The 18,978-nt window shown below is 37.9% G+C and carries 15 protein-coding genes and 1 tRNA gene; 7 read left to right on the forward strand and 9 right to left on the reverse strand.

The features are described from left to right. Positions 1 to 25: 25 nt before the first annotated feature. Together BMX34_RS02575 and BMX34_RS02580 are read right to left on the reverse strand one after the other, a co-directional pair. Positions 26 to 781, reverse strand: coding sequence for a LytR/AlgR family response regulator transcription factor (locus tag BMX34_RS02575; protein ID WP_092570474.1), 756 nt, complete (start codon positions 779 to 781; stop codon positions 26 to 28). Further along, positions 778 to 2,538, reverse strand: a complete 1,761-nt coding sequence (locus BMX34_RS02580) for a LytS/YhcK type 5TM receptor domain-containing protein (RefSeq protein ID WP_159428821.1) — start codon at positions 2,536 to 2,538, stop codon at positions 778 to 780. Before BMX34_RS02580 ends, BMX34_RS02575 begins: the two co-directional genes overlap by 4 nt. A 297-nt stretch (positions 2,539 to 2,835) precedes the next feature. Here BMX34_RS02580 and BMX34_RS02585 point away from each other — a divergent pair. Further along, positions 2,836 to 2,908: transfer RNA gene (locus BMX34_RS02585), tRNA-Ala, on the forward strand. A gap of 113 nt (positions 2,909 to 3,021) precedes the next feature. Here the strand turns inward: BMX34_RS02585 and BMX34_RS09700 are convergent. After that, complete coding sequence (locus BMX34_RS09700; RefSeq protein ID WP_092570479.1) at positions 3,022 to 6,858, reverse strand: Cna B-type domain-containing protein; 3,837 nt, start codon at positions 6,856 to 6,858, stop codon at positions 3,022 to 3,024. Then, positions 6,800 to 8,014: a hypothetical protein gene (locus BMX34_RS02595; protein WP_092570481.1), complete on the reverse strand. Its 1,215-nt coding sequence runs from the start codon at positions 8,012 to 8,014 to the stop codon at positions 6,800 to 6,802. Before BMX34_RS02595 ends, BMX34_RS09700 begins: the two co-directional genes overlap by 59 nt. Positions 8,015 to 8,301: 287 nt before the next feature. Here BMX34_RS02595 and BMX34_RS02600 point away from each other — a divergent pair, with 287 nt between their 5' ends. Then, complete coding sequence (locus tag BMX34_RS02600) at positions 8,302 to 9,108, forward strand: DUF6612 family protein (RefSeq protein ID WP_092570483.1); 807 nt, start codon at positions 8,302 to 8,304, stop codon at positions 9,106 to 9,108. 245 nt (positions 9,109 to 9,353) lie between these two features. On the opposite strand, the gene BMX34_RS02605 is transcribed toward BMX34_RS02600, so the two are convergent. From BMX34_RS02605 to BMX34_RS02615, 3 genes are read right to left on the reverse strand one after another with little or no spacing between them, the layout of a single operon-like run. Continuing rightward, the gene (locus BMX34_RS02605) at positions 9,354 to 10,088 is read right to left on the reverse strand and encodes an ABC transporter permease (protein WP_092570485.1); all 735 of its coding nucleotides are present in this window, start codon (positions 10,086 to 10,088) and stop codon (positions 9,354 to 9,356) included. Between the two features lies 1 nt (position 10,089). Continuing rightward, on the reverse strand, positions 10,090 to 10,830 hold the full coding sequence (locus BMX34_RS02610) for an ABC-2 family transporter permease (RefSeq protein ID WP_092570487.1): 741 nt from the start codon (positions 10,828 to 10,830) through the stop codon (positions 10,090 to 10,092). Continuing rightward, a complete protein-coding gene (locus tag BMX34_RS02615; RefSeq protein WP_092570490.1) occupies positions 10,827 to 11,747 on the reverse strand; it encodes an ABC transporter ATP-binding protein in 921 nt (306 codons plus the stop codon). Before BMX34_RS02615 ends, BMX34_RS02610 begins: the two co-directional genes overlap by 4 nt. 138 nt (positions 11,748 to 11,885) lie before the next feature. Between BMX34_RS02615 and BMX34_RS02620 the strand changes: the two genes are divergently transcribed. The 4 genes from BMX34_RS02620 (at position 11,886) to rpmF (ending at position 14,569) form a co-directional block, all read left to right on the forward strand. Further along, the gene (locus BMX34_RS02620; protein ID WP_092570492.1) at positions 11,886 to 12,578 is read left to right on the forward strand and encodes a response regulator transcription factor; all 693 of its coding nucleotides are present in this window, start codon (positions 11,886 to 11,888) and stop codon (positions 12,576 to 12,578) included. Positions 12,579 to 12,581: 3 nt separating this feature from the next. After that, positions 12,582 to 13,907 (forward strand): sensor histidine kinase, encoded by a 1,326-nt coding sequence (locus BMX34_RS02625; RefSeq protein ID WP_092570494.1) that lies wholly within the window; start codon positions 12,582 to 12,584, stop codon positions 13,905 to 13,907. A 65-nt stretch (positions 13,908 to 13,972) separates the two neighbouring features. Continuing rightward, the gene (locus tag BMX34_RS02630; protein ID WP_092570496.1) at positions 13,973 to 14,374 is read left to right on the forward strand and encodes a hypothetical protein; all 402 of its coding nucleotides are present in this window, start codon (positions 13,973 to 13,975) and stop codon (positions 14,372 to 14,374) included. A gap of 15 nt (positions 14,375 to 14,389) precedes the next feature. After that, entirely contained in the window at positions 14,390 to 14,569 is a 180-nt protein-coding gene (gene rpmF, locus BMX34_RS02635; protein ID WP_092570498.1) for a 50S ribosomal protein L32, read from the forward strand. 217 nt (positions 14,570 to 14,786) lie between these two features. Here rpmF and BMX34_RS02640 read toward each other — a convergent pair whose 3' ends face one another. Then, positions 14,787 to 15,731, reverse strand: coding sequence for a nitronate monooxygenase (locus BMX34_RS02640; protein ID WP_259561195.1), 945 nt, complete (start codon positions 15,729 to 15,731; stop codon positions 14,787 to 14,789). A 264-nt stretch (positions 15,732 to 15,995) separates the two neighbouring features. Next, a complete protein-coding gene (locus BMX34_RS02645) occupies positions 15,996 to 17,876 on the reverse strand; it encodes a fructose-1,6-bisphosphatase (protein ID WP_092570502.1) in 1,881 nt (626 codons plus the stop codon). Between the two features lie 337 nt (positions 17,877 to 18,213). Between BMX34_RS02645 and BMX34_RS02650 the strand changes: the two genes are divergently transcribed. After that, positions 18,214 to 18,939 carry a hypothetical protein gene (locus tag BMX34_RS02650; protein WP_092570504.1) on the forward strand — a complete coding sequence of 242 codons (726 nt, stop codon included), beginning with the start codon at positions 18,214 to 18,216 and terminating at the stop codon, positions 18,937 to 18,939. The last annotated feature ends 39 nt before the right edge of the window (positions 18,940 to 18,978 follow it).

Consider the following 18,978-nt stretch of genomic DNA (forward strand, 5'->3'; position numbering starts at 1 on the left):
CCCCTTTCAAATACAGTAAGACCTACTAGTCTATGCCTAACATGGTCTTAAAATGATTCAAATAGGAGCGACTAACTGGAACTTTATCTCCATTAATCATGGTTAAACGAAAAGTTTGGTTAAACCAAGGCTGAATTTCTTTCAGGGCCGTTTGGTTAATAACATAAGATCGATGAACTTGAATAAATCGCTGCCCGGATAATTTCTCTCTTAGGGCTTTTAAGGTGGTTTTACTAATGTATACTTTTTCAGCTAAGTGAATCTCAACTTGGCCCGCATCCGCCAATAAATAAATAATTTCTTGCGGATCAATCATAATTATTCGGTCTTCGATTTGGATGGGCAAAGTCGAGCTGGGCTCAGTTATAATTGTCGATGTCGCTATTTCCTCAGTTTTTGTTTGAACTGAATTTTTATGACTAGCAGCCAATCCTTGAATTTTAGTAATAATTCGTTGGACTTCTTCTTGACGGAAGGGTTTTAACAAATAATCGACCGCATTTTGATGGAAGGCATCAATGGCATACTGACCAAAAGCCGTGGCAAAGACAATATAAGGCGGATGATCTAATTTGTTAATCATTTGAGCAAGTTCGATCCCCGACTCTTCTTGCATCTGAATATCTAGAAAGGCCACATCAAAGGTCTGCCCCAATAGTTTAGGGAGTGCTGTTTTGATGGAATGACTTGATTCTACCTTAGCTTGAGAATCAACCGACTTAATCAGATAAGTCAATTCCTGAATGGCTAAAGGTTCATCATCGACTAAGATATAATTCATGATATTTGACCTCCTTGAATGGGGATCTTGGTCTCAATACAAGTCCCTTCCCCTTGGCGACTCTCAATCTGCAAAGCTGCACTTTGATCAAAAATTCCCACTAAACGTTGATTGAGATTGTACAAGGCGGTTCCAGTGCCAGTCTCAGATTCTATGGGTTGATGCGTAATTTCCTTTAGAATCTCTAGACGGATGCCCCGACCATTATCTTGGACGCGTAATAATAAATAATTGGCTCTACAACGAGCTTTAACCCATACCTTGGCACCATCTTCAACTTGCCAATGTTTAAAAGCGTGGCGCATCGCATTCTCCACCAGTACTTGAACGGTAAAATTCGGCAATTCAATAGACAGACATTGAGGGTCTACATCAAAATTGACCTCTACCCGACCAGGAAAACGGGCCTCCTCTATTTCTAAATACGCTTGAACATGTTGAATTTCTGCAGCCAAGCTAATTAAAGGATGTTGGTGATTGGTGAGTGAAGCCCTGAAATAATCGGAAAGATTGAGCAACAAGTGGCGAGCTTTATCAACATCAAAACGCATAATGGCTGAAATAGTATTCAAAGCATTGAAGAAAAAATGGGGATTCACTTGGGCTTGTAAACTTTTGAGCTCAGCTTGTTCGAGCAATTGTTTCTGCGCTTGAATCATCCCAAAGGTTAATTGCATGGAAAAGATATCTGCTAATCCAGAGGCTAATTCTTCTTCTAATGCAGTTATATCTTCTGACCGGTAGAAATAAAATTTCAAGGTTCCTAAGGTCTCATTTTGGTTCTTTAGAGGCACGATAATGCCTGCTGCGATTGGGCAATTAGCTTGATGACAACCAATCTGGTCTGAATTCAAGGCAATCGACTTCTTACCACTAGCTAAGGTCGTCTGAGTCAAGTCGGTGCGAATATCTTGGCCCGCAAAATGATGGTCAGAGCCTGCACCAATATAAGCCAACACTTGATGATCATTGGTAATTGAAACGGCGGCTGCGTTGACAGCGGGATAAATCAATTCGACCAAAGCTTGAGCAGAGGTTCGATTCAGTCCTTGATTGAAATATGGTAAGGTTTGATTAGCCAGTGACAGTACTTGAGAAGTCTGGATGGCCTTTGTATTTACCCCTTGGCGAATTAATAATTGAATGATAGACATAAAGACACCCGCACCCAGACTATTCACCACAACCATAGGAATGATAATTAGTTGGATTAACTGAAGCGCTTGACTAGCATTCTGGCTGAACAGATAGATAATCAACATTTGCAGAAGCTCCATCATGGTCGCACAAAGACTAGCTTCACTCACCGATAGATAACGTTGTTGGCGAATTGATCGATCCCCCAGTAAGCCAGATATAATCCCTACCGAAACTGAAGAAACAAAATAGATAAAGGGATCTAAACCTCCTTGTAGGACACGGACAATGCCGGTAACCAAACCCACTGCAAAACCTAGAAACGTTCCGCCAATCATGCCCGAAATACTAATCGCTAAAACACGAGAATTTGCTAAAGAAGCGCCCGCTGGAAGTTGCCAAAGGTTAGACGTATTAACAATTTGATCCCCTTCAACCACAACACCCATAAAATTTGAGATAATTGCAAACAAGGCAAAGACAATAAATAGCCAGACCCATGACTTCTTACTTTGGCGTTGCTTCATGGCTAATTGTAATTTATCCGTCGTCATTAAGGTGTAAGCCAAAATAACAATAAACGACGCCCTCAGTAATAACTGTAAAAATAAATTCGCCATCATCTTGCCCCCTATATCCATAGCAATATTTATTTTATAAGAAAGTCTAGCTAGACGCAAAAAATTGTTAGCTATCATTGATTTGAAGTGCCTTCGTCGCTTAATTCCTCAAATTATCGATAAACCACCACCCAAAAATAGATGGGAACATTTAAGCCAAGTCAGATTAAATCAGCATTCTCAAACAATATTTGATAAAATCAATTATAATCAGCTTTTTCAATTTCAGGTCTTGCCATCTTTCAGTAAACATGATAGACTAATAAAAGTTTCTGTTTTAATTAATCAGAAACTTCTGGGGGCGTAGCTCAGTTGGGAGAGCGCTACAATGGCATTGTAGAGGTCGTCGGTTCGATCCCGATCGTCTCCATTCCATATGAATAATTCAAAAAGACTAGCTAAGTTGCTAGTCTTTTTGCTATTTATCCATAAAAAATAGAGCAGTAGATTATCTACTGCCCTATCAAAATCTCTCAGATGTGTTTAATAGGATTGACGCTTAATTAACACACATCCAAGTCCAACAAATAGTAGTCCAAATAAACTATATGCAAACAATTCAAGGTCTGATTCACCAGTTTCCGGTAAAACATTGGCTTTAACCACTGGAATTTCTGGTTCTTCAGGAATCTTCGGCTCTTGAGGCTCGTTTGGTTCTTCTGGTTCCTCAGGCTCGTTTGGTTCTTCTGGTTCCTCAGGCTCCTCTGGCTCTTCAGGCTCTGGATCCTTAGGTTGATCAGGTTGCTCAGGGTCAGGATATTTATTAGTAATTTCAAACCCTTGAGTCATATCCCCAGTGATTACAACTTCCACACCTTCTAATAAGTGTTCAGCCACGGTATATAGATATTTTTTACCTTCAGCATCCCATTTAGGAAGGTCTTTCCAAGTATAGGCTGTCTCCCCATCTTTGAGTTCAATGGTATCGACGACTTCGCCATCACGCAGTAAATCAATCGTGATGGTTGGCTTTTCAGCTGGACCATTAATCCACACTTTCTTAACGCCTAGTTCCGTCAATTCAATAATAAACTCATTGATTAACTTATTGCCATCTTGGCGACTGGTATAGCCATCAACTGGACGTTCTTGAACGGTATAGGTATATTCGTTACCTTCTTCATCCCATTTAGGAAGGTCTTTCCAAGTATAGGCTGTTTCCCCATCTTTGAGTTCGATGGTATCGACGACTTTGCCATTACGCAGTAAATCAATTGTGATGGTTGGTTTTTCAGCTGGACCATTGATCCATTCTTTTTCGATGGCAAGTTGAGTTAAGTCAATAATAAACTCATTGATTAACTTATTGCCTTCTTGGCGACTGGTATAGCCGTCAACAGGACGTTCTTGAACGGTATAGGTATATTCGTTACCTTCTTCATCCCATTTAGGAAGATCTTTCCAAGTATAGGCTGTCTCCCCATCTTTAAGTTCGACGGTATCGACGACTTTACCATCACGCAGTAAATCAATCGTGATGGTTGGCTTTTCAGCTGGACCATTGATCCATTCCTTTTCGATGGCAAGTTGAGTTAAGTCAATGATAAACTCATTGATTAACTTATTGCCTTCTTGGCGACTGGTATAGCCATCAACTGGACGTTCTTGAACGGTATAGGTATATTCTTTACCTTCTTCATCCCATTTAGGAAGGTCTTTCCAAGTATAGGCTGTCTCCCCATCTTTAAGTTCGACGGTATCGACGACTTCGCCATTACGCAGTAAATCAATTGTGATGGTTGGTTTTTCAGCTGGACCATTGATCCATTCCTTTTCCACTTCAATATCTATTTTATAAGTGTTCTTGATCTGCCAGGTTAATCCATTCGTATTATCCGATTGAATCAAGTCAACTTTTGGATAGCTACCATGCTCATTTGGAGTTGGATTTGTTACATTGAATAAACTATAAGCCACTCCATCAATCATTAGTTTAGGTAGATACAAACGATATAATCCATCAGCATCTTTACGTAGATAGAAGTTATACTCAGTTAAGCCAGGCACATTGCTTTCAACTACATATTCAGCAATTCTTAATGGTTGACCATTTAAAATCAACTCGATGGGTTTTTCCTGACCAAAAATCACTGATTTATTCAATTGAGTTAACCATTCACCATCCAAAACAGGATGTGGAATCTTATCCCAAACAAATTCTTGTGATTCAACTATTTTATCATCAACCACTAAATTTAGCTTAATATTACCCATAAAATCTTTAAAATGATCGTTGGTAGGTAATAATCTAATTAAACCATCATCAGTTAAGCCAGCTTCCGGACGATAGTTATCTGCATATTCTATGCGGAAAATATATTTTCCTTTTGATGGAATCTCAATATATTTTCCATTAAAGTGATCAACAGTAGCTTCTTCTATACTGTATTTTCCTTGGGCCAAAGCTAAAGGATCTAAGCGATCGAATCGACCTTGCCATTGATTTTCTTTATTTAAGATTAATTGGCGATAAACTGGTTTTCCATCTTGATCATAAGATTCAACAACCTTTTTGCCATCTTTTAATAGATAAACAATAACTTCCTTGGGAAAATCTTTCTCAGGGATTTTATCTTCATTTATCCATTTTTTCTCAACTTCTAGGCTAGTTTGCTCGAAATTGGTTAGGGTAAAAGTATGTTCACTAGCATCTTGAACAATTTCACTGGTTTCTACCAGTTGTTCTGCCATAAATCCACTACTTGCGGTATCGTCATAATCTTGAATCCATAGATATGGTAAACGTAATGTATAGGTGCCATCAGCATTCCGAACTAAAACGACGGCATAACCACTATCATGAATACCATAACCGTGAATATCTTTACTCCAGTCTTCTCCATAATCGATGAAGGCTCGATCTTGGCCGTAGTATTCGATATTGTTAATTTTATTCAGCAATAAAGGATGCTTCAACAAGCTTTGCCATTGAGTTGCTTCGGTCAATTCAGCATGATCAATTAAAGTTAATGCTTGATCTTGATCTTTGAAATATAAGTAAATCTTAGATTCTGGCATTTCTGCTTCATCATCATAATCTGGACCTAAATCTGTAGAGAAAATACGTTTAATCACTAGGTGACCTGCTTCAATTTTCTGTTCATCTTGTTGAACACGTTCAGTGACTTCAACATGGTATTGATTACCTTGTTCAATCACTAAGTATTTCAAACCACGTTTTGCCAATTCAGCCGCTGAGAAAATCAAGCCTTTATCTAAAGAATTTGCCGGCAGACCTTCAATGTCAGCATAAGGCGTTTGGTGGAATAAAGCAGACCATTGATTATCCTTATTGAGCGTGATTTCACCATATTTATATAGGCGAGGATCCTTGGCATAATTATCGCGGACATATTGGCTGTCTACATCTTCTGGCACAATAAAGATATCAACGATAACATCCTTATTTTCTACCGAAGAAGAGATTGAAGGATCCCAGATTTTCTCAAGACGTAAGTTATAATCACCCAAATCTTCTGGTGTGGTTAGGTTAGCATTAGAGCCAAAGCCCCCACCATTTCGTGAAGTATTACCTAGGATAAAGGTTTGCGCTGTTTGCCAAGCTTCTTCCATCAGAGCGTCATCGTATACCGCACGTAAATTAACCATAAGATCGGTATATGATAGATGATCAGGAATCTCGTCGCCTGTCTTTCCTTCTTGAATGAATTTAATAATGTTCAAGGCTTTAGTCACTGGTGAAAGTTGAGAGTAAAACTTATCTTTAATATTTATCTTATTTAAAAGGAAATATTTAGTCTTCTTAGAGAAGGTTAAATCTCGACCCGCACCATCTGCTTTATTATTAAAGACATAAACGGTATGGCCATCGCCTATATGCACAAATCCAGTTGGACAATTCCATAAGCCACCACCATTACCACCACCAAATGAATCAATCCAAGTGGCTCGAGCAGTGTTTTCAGTAATCAATAACTTATCAAGAATTTGAATACGTGGCGGGAATGAAACATAGACGCCACCACCAAAATTATTTGAACGGTTGTCCAAGATCATTGTTTTTACAAAGTGAACAAAGTTAGTGTCTACATAGACACCTCCACCCACGGTAGAAGCCACATTCTTATAAATCAAGCCACCCTTTAATGAAGCTTCTGATTTATTTTCTTTGAGGTGCTTCTCGTAGTTTGCAGGAGTATTAGCATATTCGCGGTTGACAATGTTACTGAATTCACTCAAAAATTGATCAGAAACAGCAATTCCGCCACCAGATCCAGAACGATTATTGGCCACAATCCCATCATTCAATGTTAATTTGGCCGCCGGATTGGAAGCGAGTATTTGATTTGTTATTAACAATCAAACCACCATTCATTTCGAAATAGGCAGTATCAGCCGAACCGAATAAACTCCCTACAAATACACCACCAGTGATTCCCCCATTGTTATTATCAATCAAGCCATTGTTCATCGTAAAACTAGCGCCTGGGTCAACATAGACAGCTCCAGCCGAGGTCGGACGAGTATAATCAGGGTCAATCTTTTCATAAGATGTATTCTGACTGATTCGTCCCCCATCCATAATCAATTGGCCACCTTTTTTAACTTTAATCGGCGCTGTATAACCATGATTGTTCTTACTTCCCATAAGAATAGCATTAATGATACGTAGCTTACCGCGGATATCCATCATGGTTCCTCGATCGTCAAAGGCAGTTTGAACCGAGCTATTGCCATCGATATATAAAGCGCTTTCTTTATCGCCCAAAATCAGTTCACCTATAACTTCGAACAAAGTATCGGTCACAAAGTTATCAGCCCGTCTAATTACAACAGCCCCTGATTCACGTGTCGGTAAAGGATTATTGGTTAAATCACCAATCTTTATTGCTTCCTCTCCGCGACGTCGAGCTTCTTCAATGATTTCTCGTTGACTAGCTTCGCCACGGTTAGCTGCATCTGCTGGTTGTTCAATCGCTTGCCAAGCTTCATCTGCTACTTTTGCATTATTAGCCGTTAAGGTAATCTGTTGATCCTTACCAATTCTCAGTTTCTCCGTTAAGTCAAAACTGTCCATAATCTTAATGGTGGTAGCTTCAGTGCCGGCTTCAGCAATCGCTTGCTTTAATTCTTCAAAAGTCCGCACTTCCACGACAGATGCATCTTCAACATTTGGACTTGGGTTCTCTTCAGCTGCTAAGCTACTATCTGCAGCAGGTGTTTCTTCCTCAGCGAGTATGTCCATCTCTGGGCTAGGGATTTCATCTTCTGCAGGCATCACTGGATCAGTTTGAGGAACAGCTTCCTCCTTACTGCCTGATTCTGGCTCTTCGGTCAACATTTCAGCAACAGGAATCCCTGAAGCTTCTTCGGGTTCAATTTCTAAAGCATTATTGACCGTTCCAACTTCTGGTTGTTCCACTAAATTGACTTCTTGAGCACTGACTATATTCATCGGAATAAAATACAAGACCATCGTAAATAACACAAATAAACATCGTTTAAATCGATTCATGTCATTTCTCCTTTCTATTAAATATTTAGAATAAAGCCAAAAAAGCCACCAATAGATTTACCCAAAAATAAACCCACAATGACTACCCAACTTCATTCTATAATAATATTATCACATAATAATTATTTATTCAGTAATAAATTTATATTTCTGCCAATTATTAACCGATTTAATAGTTGATAAAATTTGCACATGTAGCTGATTTAATCCATAGGGAATACCTTATCTTTGGTATTAACTTTACGCTTCAGTTATACTCAATTTAATCGAAGGAAAGGAGCTTTTAAATGAAAAAACTACTGAAAAGTATTGTCTGTTTCTTAATATTCAGCCTAAGCATAAATCTAGCTCAGACTGCTTACGGCCAAGATGAGGCTTTTGATTTAAGTCAGTATAGTGAGAGTAATATGGATGTCAAGGAATTTTCCGATAAAATCAGCCAGGCCGCTAACGAAATTGAAAATGTCGAAGAAGATATTAATGTTGATATTCTCGTAGAAACAGCTGAAGATGAAGATCAATCTAACTTAACGGGAAACTTTAAACTATTATATGATCAAACACAAAGTTTAGCGTCAGTCATTCTAAACGTAGAAGTAGACGATGGCAATCAGCTTCAAAAAAACCAAGTATATATGCCCAATGGTGAAAAAAGTCTTTGGATCCGCGAAGATAGCCAAGATAATTGGACTAATCAAACACCAGCAGGCCCGCTTGACCAATACCATTCCAAGCCCAATTATCTTCTAGTCTTAGACACAATTCTAGACTTACAAGACGATCTAAAGATTCTAGAAAATGAAGATGCTTACGTTCTGACTCCAAAAGATGATTCGGTTGATTTATTTCACGCTTTTCAAGACCATTATGATCTTAAATTCGACGGAAATCCGAACGACTTAGATCAACAAGCCATCTTTATCTTTGACAAGGATAATTTTAACCTAAGCCAGGTCCATCTTAAATTCTTCTTTGAAACGGAGGAAGGACGACTGAATATGGACGTCTTAACGGATTTCTCCAATTGGAACCAACTCGACCCTAGTATCTTTGAACAAAATCCTGAAGAAGCCACCATTGAATCATCATTCTAATAATTATTTTTTTGACTTGTTTAGTTATTTAATAATCTGTTTTATGCCTTATCGCCAATAAATCTACAAAAGACCGAATGACAAATACAGAAATAAGGGAACCTCCTCCACATTATTTACTTGGTATAATATTTCAAGCAATGTCTGTAGAGTCCTAATCCACTAGGAAATTGTTAACCCTATTCTGATTGATTATACTTCGGTCCTTTTTCAATTGCTTTTAATAACATCGATCTGAATATTCTTTATTTTCTTAATTTTCTAAAATAGGCTATTTGCAGATAATAGAATAGTACAAAAATCAGCAGACTAGTAGCAATCATCTTGAACCACTCCGCCCCACTAACATCAATATTTGGATATTGATTATTCATGGCTAAAGATAATTTCGCTGAGACAAATAAATAAGAGAGAATTTCAATTCTTTGCTGACTGGCCAAGAAGAAAGACAAAATCCCAGTAGCTAAAGATATTGCCACGGGAATGGCAAAACTATCAAATCTGAGTGATAAATAGGATTGGATACACATCATGACTACTGAAAATAAGGTGACCCAGCCCAACCAGCCCGCTATACCCAAAGGCATGGCTGATTCAAAATTAAATAGACTCCCAGCACTAAAGTAAAGAAGGATAAACCATAATTGACTGAGACAAATCACAATGAACGCCGTCATAATTTTGGCTAGAATAATTTGTCCTTCTGAATAGGCTGCTGAAAGTAGGAGTCGTATGCCATGATGGCGATGTTCTTGTCGCCAAATGAACGCTAAACACAGTCCTACAACAAAAGGATAGAAGAAGGAACCATAAAATAGAAAGACTTGCGTCCATAAGCTAACCCATTCTCGCTGTAAAATAGCTTGATTATAGGAAAAATTAATACTACCAAAAATCACGGCAAACAAAGGGAGTCCAATTAAAGGAAGATATATTTTGGATTGCTTTAATTTCAAAAATTCAAGTCTGATTAAATTCATTTTATTCACCTACCTTCGTTTTTTGGCCGAAATACACGCCGAGAATACCGAGAAGGAATCCAGCTAGGATTGGATAGAAAGTGAAATTTCGTAAATGGTATTGGAAAGTTTCACCAACTCTTTCTGCATCAAGGCGCATCAATAATATATACCAGGCATAGGGTATGACATAAGTCATCAATTCTGAAATTAACATTACCGCGATTCCAATTAATGAACCAAAGATAGCTCCAGCCATATTAGCCAAAGGATTCTCAAATTTTAGGGCCAAATAATAATGAACGCCACTTAAAGCAAAATTCACCGCCACAGTTCCTAAATAATAATAAGCTATTTCAATCGCAGAAAGACTAAAGGGAACTGAATAAACCATTAGTATGCCAAAAATTATTAAATACATCAGGCTAGTAAATAGCCAGAGAACCCCCTGCAAATACCAAAACTTAACTTGGTTCACCGTCTGAACCGACAAACCACTGGTATAAATTATTTTCCACATATTGTGTTTAGCTTCCTGTTGAATGCCAATATTATAGATACTGGCAATTAATAATGGATTAACAATAATTGCCAAGAGACTCAAGGCATCAAAGACTTTGTATATCGTAAAATGATTAATATCACCCATTATTTGTAAAAATACAATGAAAAGATTGATAAGTATCATTCCGATAAAAAGAATCACAAAATAGAATAAAGAATATTTTTTAGCTTCTAATTGAAATAATTGACCTAAATTCATTGAATCCCTCCTGACAGACTCTTGTCAGCAGTGAATTCTATAAATAGTTCTTCTAAAGAACGAACATTTTCATAAAGTCGATAAACCTCAATTCCAGCTTGAACCAATTGCTGATTCATTTGAGCCACTCTGGCATCTTCTTGATAAGGCAGTTGGATTTCATCAGCTTGGATTGATTGGTTCGGCAGATTCAGTAAAGAACATGCCAATTCATTATCAGATGTTTTTATACAAAAGCTACGCCGCTGGTGATGTTTAAAATTCTCTATCGTCCCTTGATACAAAAGTTCTCCCTGGGCTAAGATTCCTATCTGACTGGCCATCTTCTCAATCTCATCCAAGGCATGCGATGACACCATAACGGTTGTCTGATAACAATCGGGCAAACTTTTGACTAAACGACGAATTTCATCTTTGGCCTGGGGGTCTAAGCCGTTGGTCGGTTCGTCCAAAATCACCAAAGGAGGACGGCCCATGATAGCCATGGCTATCGCTAAACGCTGCTTCATCCCAAGGGAATAATGTTTAACTTTCTTCTTTACCTGGCCGGACAAGCCGACAATTTCAAGCGCCTCTTCAATAACTTGCGCTGGTAATCTCTTCATTTGACTGACAATCTCTAAATTTTCGGGTCCAGTTAAATTCTCGTAATAAGAGGGTTCTTCAATCAAAGCCCCAATCCTTTGCATGAGGGCTTGACGGTCTTGGTTTTGTCGATCTTGCCCGAATAAATGAACAGCTCCACTGGTAGCTTCTTGTAAGCCACATATAATCTTCATAATGGTTGATTTACCTGCTCCATTCGGACCAATCAGTCCGTAAACTTCGCCTTGTTGAATGACCAGCTGATCGATATCGACGACTTTTTGTTGCTGAAACGACTTGGTCAAATGTTCAAGTCTGACAATTTCTTTCATTCTTATCACCTCGTATTCAGCTTAACTCATAAATCATAAATCCAGCTAAATTCTACCTTAATTTTCCCTTAAATCGGTCAGAATCAGTCAATGTTAATCCTTTACCATGATATACTAAGAGAAAGGAGGGACTTATCCGTGAACTATTATCAACGCCGTCTATTATTGGTCGAGGATCACCAAGAGATTGCTCAATTTATTCGTCAAAGTTTAATACAAGCCGGTTTCCAATCGATTAATTGGAAAGCAGATTTCCAATCCGCCCTTCTAGCACTGGACCAAGAGGCTTTCGATTTAGCCATACTAGATATCATGCTTCCTGATGGAAATGGCTATGACCTTCTACAATATATTCGTCAAAGTTCGCGTATGCCCGTCCTCTTCTTATCGGCCGTATCAGATATTGAACAACAATATAAAGGCTTTGAATTAGGTGCTGACGATTATATTGTCAAACCCTTTAAGACACGTGACTTGGTTCTGCGGATTCGTTCCTTGCTTAAACGAGCCTATCCAGAAGCCAGAAATTGGATTCAAATTGGCAACCGCAGAGTTGACTTTAGTCGGGCAATCATTATTCATCAACAAGAAGAAATTCCTTTAACCGCCAAAGAATATGCTATTCTTAAGGTATTAGCGGACCAACCTAACCGGATAGTAAGCTTTGACCAAATAATGATACAAGTCTGGGGGCATGCCTATGAGGGCTATCAGAATAGCTTGATGGCTCATATCCATAAAATTCGCCAAAAAATCGAAAATAACCCCACTGAACCTAAGTATCTATTGACAATGAAAGGCTTAGGCTACAAATTAAATTTGGAGCGATAAAATATGTCTACGTTCAAATACTTAACCCGCTTGATTGCCCAATCAACTCTGACCATCTTGCTGGTCTTTATTACCAGTTTGGCCATTTTTATAGCTGCTGTTTTTTTCCTCTTGGTGCAAGATTATCATACTAATCATCATCCAAATCAAATCCAGGTTCAACTAATAAATGATACTCAGGAATTAGAACTCACCAAAAGCAATAAAGATCTCTTAAGAAAAGAAAAAATTTGGCTGATGGAACTTAATCAAGAAGGACAGATCGTCCAATCGTTTGATCTGCCAGATAACTTAAAGCGAGATTATCAACTGAATGATGTCGTTCGCTTTACCCGCTGGTATTTAGAAGATTATCCCGTCTTCTCTTACCCTATCAATCAACACTTGTTAGTCCTAGGTTACCCCAAACACAGCTTTGATAAATTTCCGATGAATTATTATCGTTTAACCAAATTAAAGGGTTTGTTTTTGCTGGGTTTAATATGTTTCGCCATTTTTGCCCTTGGTTTATATATCATATATTTACGAAACCGATTATCTTTGAACCAAGAACTTGCGCCAATCAATCAAGCTATTCAAGATTTACAAAATCAACAAGACATTTCCTTGAATGAAGTCGGTAGCTTTAGCGAAATCAAACGTACGCTTAATCAAACTGCTCAAGTTATCCAAGACCATCGCAAGCAAAAAGATCATTGGATTCGTGGTGTAAGTCATGATTTACGAAACCCTTTGACACTTATTCTCCAACATAGTGACAACTTGGCAAATAAAATAAAGGATGCCAACGACCTGCAACAAATTGAAAAGCAAGTCCAAAATATGCAAGATATTATAGAAAATTTAAATTTATCCTATATCTTGGATCAACAAGAGCTCCAGCAACAAATTGAATCTGTCTCTTTTAATCAAATACTACGAACTATCCTGACTGACTTTATTAACACATATCCCGACCTGGCTATTGATTATCAAATAGTGGACCAAGAAATTTATATCCAAGCCATTCCTTCCCTTATTCAACGTGCCATTAATAACATACTCTACAACTCTATTAAGCATAACCAAGAAGTGACTATAAATATTCAGCAAAGAATTGAAAACAATCAGATTCAACTAGATATCATAGATAATGGGACCATCACGCTTCAACAAGTCGAAAAGTTAAATCATAAAACTGACAACTACGAGAACCATGGCCTCGGCAGTCTGATCAGTCAACAAATTATCCGCCTACACCATGGAACGATGAAATATTTTTATCAAGACCCTGGTCTAAAAGTTAGTCTCCGACTACCCCTAGCTCGAGAAAAACAAAATAATTCTTGACAGGTCATAAACGATTTAGTAGGATAATTAGTAATTGTTACTATTATTTGATTGGAGAAATTATCATGGATGCTTACTTTACCTATCCCGAATTAGTTGAAGAAGCCTATAGCTTTTACCAAAATTCCGATATAGAGATCGATAAACTCAGTCTTTGGCGGAATATGGTCGATTTAGGGATCCTCGATGGTCTAGGACAACCGACCTCGGCAGCCATAAATTCTGGTCTAGTCCGTGAATTTATCGAAGAAGAAAATCTTAGCCTGGCGGAATTCAAAGAAGTCTATCCAGTTTTTGATCGTTATTCGGATCAATTCTTTATCTTTCAGGACGGCTTCTGGCAAGTCCATGCTGATTTGCTTGACCTTATCCAAATAGATATTGAAGATGGTAGCCTTTCAGCACCAGAGGTGATGGAACTGGAAGCCTATTTCAACAATCAGATTGATGACATATTTAAAGATTAAAGGAGCGAAAAATATATGGCAGTCCCAAAAAGCAAAACCTCAAAATCTCGTAAAAATAAAAGACGAGCCCAACACAAGTTGTCCAGTCTAAACCTTAGTTTCGATTCGCAAACCGGTAGCTATAAAATGAGCCACCGAATTGATGAAAATGGCTACTATAAAGGACGACAAGTCATTAAAGTCAAACAAAAATAAAACTGAATAATTGTTTAATTGCAAATTAAACGACAGACATACGAAGCAAAAAGATCCACTGACAAGTCAGCCAATTTCTCTATTGGCTAGCTTGGTGGATCTTTTATTTACGCTTAGCTGGGTGTAGTAGCGCGGATAAATCTTCTTAACTACAAGAAAGACAAGTTTACAAGAAGTATTTATTCTGCCAAGCGGATATTAAATAATGTTATGCAAACTAGTAAATAATCTTTAAATCTTTTAAGACAGCTTCAGCTTCGTTAAAGAGACTTTCAATAATTTCTTTACAAGGGCGAATTTCAGTAAACATACCCGCAACTTCACCGCACATTGGTGATCCGGTATTCATGTCGCCTTCATAAACCGCACGGCCAAGCGAACCTTCTGTCAATTTCATGAGTTCTTCTTTTGGTGCATTTTCTTTCTCTAGTTCATAGAACTTAACTAACATTTCATTGGCTAGGGAACGAACAGGGTCTTTCATTGAGCGACCTGTTACAATCGTGGCAGTGTCATTAGCATTAATAACGGCTTGCTTATAATTCTCATGAATTGGGCATTCTTCAGCAGTTAAGAAAGCTGTTCCGACTTGAATACCTTGGGCTCCGAGGGCATACATAGCCACTACTGAACGGCCATCTCCAATTCCTCCAGCCCCAATGACCGGAATATCAACTGCATCAACGATTTGAGGAAGAAGTGACATGGTTGAGGTTTGACCGATATGGCCCCCAGCTTCTTGCCCTTCAGCGACTACCCCATCAGCGCCAGCAGCTTCCATCTTCTTCGCATGTTTAATTGAAGCAATGACTGGGAAGACTTTGATTCCCGCTTCTTTCAAGCTAGGAATATATTTAGCCGGCGATCCAGCTCCGGTAGTAACCAAATCAACTTTTTTCTCAATAATAACTTCGACTAATTCATCGCAATTATCAACTTGTAACATCAAATTAACACCGAAGGGTTTATCAGTGATTGCTCTTAAATCATCAATTTCTTGGCGCAGTTGATCGGCAGACATACCACCAGAAGCGATAATTCCCAATCCACCTGCTTCTGAAACGGCAGCAGCTAGTTTATGAGTCGCAATCCGAGCCATAGCCCCTTGAAAGACTGGATATTTTATCCCTAACATTTCACAAACCGTTGACATAACATACACTCCTTTTGTGTTATTTTTCACATTTTATGTTTAAATTATACACTTAGGATTTTTGCTTTTCAAGCTACAATATTTTGTTTTTGCTATATAAAACTTGCTAATTAAGTCCATTAAAATGTAAAAAAAGCCGATACAATCAAGTTTACATAGCATTCATAAGTGCTCGCCTACAAAATTGTATCCGCTTTATTAAATTATTTAATCACTTTATTAGAGAACCTTATTGAAATTGACTCGACAAAGGTATATGTGAATTATAGCACTTTACTGCTTGTTTTCCAAGTCCTGACGCTGTTTTAAATTCTCAAAAATTTGTACACTTTGGTCTTGGAGCATCTTGCCAATGTCAGTGTCCTTAACTTGTAAACGTTCAGAACGTTTTAATACCATCTTTTGTTCTGGCAGAATGGTGATGCGGTTCTCAATGGCATGTTTTTTATTCTTAAATGGATGGTGAGCTGCCAAATAAACCTCATGAGAATTATCAACCAAGGTATAGCCAGCAATTCCGGTAACTTTATTATATGCTTTAGCCAAGCCGCCATCGATTACTAACATTCGTCCATTGGCTTTGATTGGGTCTTCCCCACTCTTGGCTTTGACGGGCGTATGACCATTAATGATATATCCTGATTTACTTGAGCCAAATAGGTCCATCAAGCGAAGACAGAATTTCTCATCATTGCGATAGAAATAATAAACATTCTGAATTTCTTTATGGGTTTCTTTCTCGGCAATGTAATAACGTTCGAAAGTCTTCATGGTATGCTTACCAAAGAGTGACGACCCTTCGCCACACCAGAGATACCACATTAAATCAGTGGCAAAGTCTTCATGAGATTGGGGATCGGCCATTGCCTGATAAATAGCTTCTTGATAAAAATCCATCAAGGCCTTCCCTGAATAGCTTTCACCATTGAAACTAATCTCTTTTAGTGAACCATCTTCATTACAAGGAATGCAACCGTGGAACAATAAATTGCCATTATAAATCGTGTACATCGAGCCTTGATCAACTAGAAAATCAATATGTTTCTTTAAAGACTCACTATTTTGGAATTGATTCATTAAATCAACAATAATCAGCTCTTCATCTAAGGTCAATTCGTAAGGATTCTCATAATCAACCAAATCAAAGGCGCCATTAATGATGTCATAGGTGCGTTGATTGATAGTAATCGTCTTGCGATCTTCGGACAGCTTCTCAAGTAGTAGGCGATTACTTTGTTTAAACTCTGGTCGACGGTGGATAATTTGCCCCTCTAATTTGAATTGAATGATCGCAATCGCTTGGTGCATCTTGGAAATTGCAATTTGCTCTTCCACCGTATAATTGTCTTTCTCGGCTCCCCGTGGTCGGAACTCATCATTATCTTGATAGTATTTCTCTGAGAATTTACGTAAACGGTTTAAATTAATCCCATAAACGTCTTCCAACAAACGAGTATGTCCATAGCGCAAAGTAATTCTCAAGACAATCGCTAAACAAGCAAAATTGCGAGCCATCGCCCCCATCCAAATCAAATCATGGTTGCCCCATTGAATATCTAACGATGGCGCTTTCATCAAAGCTTCGATAATCAGGTCTGGTCGCGGCCCACGATCATAAATATCCCCTAAGATATGTAGATGATCGACCACAAAACGTTGAATTAAATAAGATAATACAACCGCAAAATCATAGGCTAAGTTCAAATCGATAATCATTGAAAAAATTGAATCAAAATATTCTTGTTTATTACCCGATTCATCATATTGATATAAAAGTTCTTCTAGAATATAAGCATATTCCTTGGGCATGGCTTTGCGGACTTTCGACCGAGTATATTTACTAGAAACATAACGTGTCACCCGAACTAATTGGTTTAAGAGAATCATCCAATCTTCATCATTATAATTCTTCTCTTTCAAAACCTCTTCGGGATAATAAATAATATAGCAGAGTTCCTTCTGACTCGCTGTCGACAGTTCCCCCCGAAACAATTCCGCGACTTTGATACTGATAATGCCGGAGCAATTTCTCAATATATGATCAAACGTTTCAAATTCCCCGTGCAAATCACTGATAAAATGTTCCGTAGCTTTGGGAAGTTGTTGTATTGCTTCTAAATTTATTAACTCTGTCAAACTCTCCAATGTATTCATCAATCCATCTCCTCATCCAAACATACATCTACCTTATAATAATACAAAACAGCGGATATATGTCAATCTAAAAGACAAAAAATACGACTTATTTCATAAATTTAGCAAGAATCCTCGTAAACAATTCAATATTAATTTAGGAATAATATTATTTTGAAATAGAATTATTTAGAGAAAAAACGGCGAAGAATTCAGAAATTCAAAGAGTCCCCTTATTGGCCTGATAAGAGTCTCAAATTATTATATTAATACATCTGAATCCTGCCTAGCATTCAACGAAAGATCATGTTATCTTGAGCCTAGTTGCAATCATAAGCAATGAGGAGGATGGATCAATATGACAACTAAAGCGAAAAATAATCAAAAAGTTAAATACCATTTAAATAAGGATTGGCAGGGACTGGTAAACTATTTATTGTCACAAGGTCACCGACTCAATCCTCAATACTTAAATAAGATTGACCCTTTATTAATTTTTAATCTGGATGCTTGTCTCACTTCAGCTAAGACCTTAATCATCGACCACCATAATCAAATCTGGCATAGTTCTGAAAACTTTCGTAAATTAGCTAACCAGTGGTTCAACGAGGTCGCCTACTCCTATCCTGATTGGTGCAATGTTCTGGCAAAGATTCTAGGAAATCGGCAAAAAGACTTCCCGTTTGTCTATGGTAATCATATCTTCATTAAACTTTATCTAGATGCGAGTAGCACCTACCACTGGATCAACTTGAGTCATTGTCAATCTATCCAAAAAGAAGAACAGATAAACCATCTCCGTTTTATTTTTGACTATGACGGTGACGACCTCCCTCAACACTTTAAAATGATTATTGATAGTCAAAGACAACAACTTCAACAACAAATTCGCCTGGCTTATCGCCTCAATCAAACTTATCATCAAGCCTTACGTCTATTCTTGCGGCAATTTCATTCCATGCAAGATTCTTCTTATTGGCTATTAACTCATCCCTGTTTTCAATCCTTAGACGAGCAACTCAGTCGTAGTCAGAATCTCTCATTGCAGGCACAAGATCTTCGCCCACTCCTTTTACCAAAATAAAAAACCTATGTTAACCCAAGATAGGTCAATATAGGTTGA

It is taken from the genome of Ignavigranum ruoffiae (genome assembly GCF_900110675.1).
Classification (GTDB): Bacteria; Bacillota; Bacilli; order Lactobacillales; family Aerococcaceae; genus Ignavigranum; species Ignavigranum ruoffiae.

Coding starts and splice junctions, on each gene's coding strand:
- BMX34_RS02575 (WP_092570474.1), bottom strand. CDS start 781: ATGAATTATATCTTAGTCGATGATGAACCTTTAGCCATTCAGGAATTG.
- BMX34_RS02580 (WP_159428821.1), bottom strand. CDS start 2,538: ATGGCGAATTTATTTTTACAGTTATTACTGAGGGCGTCGTTTATTGTT.
- BMX34_RS02595 (WP_092570481.1), bottom strand. CDS start 8,014: ATGAATCGATTTAAACGATGTTTATTTGTGTTATTTACGATGGTCTTG.
- BMX34_RS02600 (WP_092570483.1), top strand. CDS start 8,302: ATGAAAAAACTACTGAAAAGTATTGTCTGTTTCTTAATATTCAGCCTA.
- BMX34_RS02605 (WP_092570485.1), bottom strand. CDS start 10,088: ATGAATTTAATCAGACTTGAATTTTTGAAATTAAAGCAATCCAAAATA.
- BMX34_RS02610 (WP_092570487.1), bottom strand. CDS start 10,830: ATGAATTTAGGTCAATTATTTCAATTAGAAGCTAAAAAATATTCTTTA.
- BMX34_RS02615 (WP_092570490.1), bottom strand. CDS start 11,747: ATGAAAGAAATTGTCAGACTTGAACATTTGACCAAGTCGTTTCAGCAA.
- BMX34_RS02625 (WP_092570494.1), top strand. CDS start 12,582: ATGTCTACGTTCAAATACTTAACCCGCTTGATTGCCCAATCAACTCTG.
- BMX34_RS02630 (WP_092570496.1), top strand. CDS start 13,973: ATGGATGCTTACTTTACCTATCCCGAATTAGTTGAAGAAGCCTATAGC.
- rpmF (WP_092570498.1), top strand. CDS start 14,390: ATGGCAGTCCCAAAAAGCAAAACCTCAAAATCTCGTAAAAATAAAAGA.
- BMX34_RS02645 (WP_092570502.1), bottom strand. CDS start 17,876: ATGAATACATTGGAGAGTTTGACAGAGTTAATAAATTTAGAAGCAATA.
- BMX34_RS02650 (WP_092570504.1), top strand. CDS start 18,214: ATGACAACTAAAGCGAAAAATAATCAAAAAGTTAAATACCATTTAAAT.